Here is a 1797-nt window from a genome sequence, read left to right as displayed (position 1 = left end):
CATGAAGACGTCGATAGCCACGGTTTCGATCAGCGGGGACCTGCCGGAGAAGCTGGAAGCGATTGCCAGGGCGGGTTTCGATGGGGTGGAGATCTTCGAGAACGATTTCCTCGCCTTCGACGGCAGCCCCGCCGATGTGGGCAGGATGGTCCGCGATCATGGCCTGGAGATCACGCTGTTCCAGCCGTTCCGCGATTTCGAGGGCATGCCCCCCTCGCATCGGAGCCGCACCTTCGATCGTGCCGAACGCAAGTTCGACGTCATGCAGGAACTCGGCACCGATCTTGTCCTGGTCTGCTCCAACGTCTCGCCGGTCTCGCTCGGCGGCATCGACCGGGCGGCGGCCGACTTCCACGAACTCGGCGAGCGGGCCGCCAGGCGCGGGCTTCGGGTCGGCTACGAGGCGCTCGCCTGGGGCCGGCATATCAACGACCATCGCGATGCCTGGGAGATCGTGCGGCGTGCCGACCATGCGAATATCGGCCTCATCCTCGACAGCTTTCACACGCTGTCGCGCAAGATCGACATCAATTCGATCCGCTCCATCCCGAAGGACAAGATCTTCATCGTGCAGCTCGCCGATGCGCCGCTGATCGACATGGACCTGCTCTACTGGTCACGGCATTTCCGCAACATGCCGGGTGAGGGCGATCTGCCGGTAACGGCCTTTACCACCGCGATCGCCGAGACCGGCTACGACGGGTATTTCTCGCTGGAGATCTTCAACGACCAGTTCCGCGGCGGCTCCAGCCGGGCGATTGCCGATGACGGCTACCGCTCGCTGATCTATCTCGGCGACCAGGTGCGCCGCAGCCCGAACGCATCGGGCCTGACGGTTCGCGACATGCCGGACCGCGCTTGCGTCAAGGGCGTCGGTTTCGTGGAATTCTCCTCCGACGAAAAGGATGCGGCCGAGCTTGCCGCGATCCTTCGAACGCTCGGTTTCCGCAAGACGGCCGTGCACAAGTCGAAGAAGGTCAGCCTCTACAGCCAGGGAGATATCCGCCTCCTCGTCAATACCGACGAGAAGGGGTTTGCCAACGCTTCGTTTGCCGTCCACGGCACCTCGGCCTATGCGATGGCGCTCGTCGTCGAGGATGCGGGGCAGGCGTTCGAACGGGCGGTGGCGCTCGGGGCCGAGCCGTTCCGGCAGCAGGTGGCGGCAGGCGAAGTGCAGATACCGGCGATCCGCGGCGTCGGCGGCGGGCTGATCTACCTGATCGACGACAAGAGCAATCTCGGACGCTTTTCCGAGATCGACTTTCAGCCTGTCGGCGAAGAGGGCGAAGCCGAGGTGGCGCCGGCGCATCTTCAGCATGTCGACCATATCGCCCAGACGGTCGCCTATGAGGAAATGCTGACCTGGCTGCTGTTCTACACCTCGATCTTCGAGACGCGGAAGACGCCGATGGTCGATATCATCGATCCGGCCGGCGTGGTGCGCAGCCAGGTGGTCGAAAACGCCTCCGGCACGCTCAGGATCACGCTCAACGGCGCCGAGAACCGCCGCACGCTCGCCGGGCATTTCATCGCCGAAAAATTCGGCTCCGGAGTCCAGCATCTCGCCTTCCACACCGACGATATCTTTGCGACGGCTGCGGCCTTGCGCAAGAACGGATTCAAGCCGTTGCAGATTTCGCCCAACTACTATGGCGACGTCGAAGCCCGCTTCGGTCTCGATGCGGAGCTTTCGGAGCGGCTGAAGGAAGAGAACATTCTCTACGACCGCGACGAGCACGGCGAATATTTCCAACTCTACAGCATGACCTATGGCGAGGGCTTCTTCTTCGAGATCGT

Annotated in this window: 1 protein-coding gene; it reads left to right on the top strand. The window is 62.9% G+C overall.

Annotated elements, in window-relative coordinates; translation table 11 throughout:
- Position 1: 1 nt before the first annotated feature.
- Positions 2-1797: bifunctional sugar phosphate isomerase/epimerase/4-hydroxyphenylpyruvate dioxygenase family protein (locus tag J2857_RS30805; protein WP_210013871.1), on the top strand; the 1796-nt coding region annotated here is incomplete at its 3' end.

Origin of the sequence: Neorhizobium galegae (assembly GCF_017877055.1) — a bacterium.
GTDB lineage: Bacteria > Pseudomonadota > Alphaproteobacteria > Rhizobiales > Rhizobiaceae > Neorhizobium > Neorhizobium galegae_D.
The sequence above is the reverse complement of the archived record's forward strand: the minus strand, read 5'-3'. Positions and strand labels throughout refer to the sequence as shown.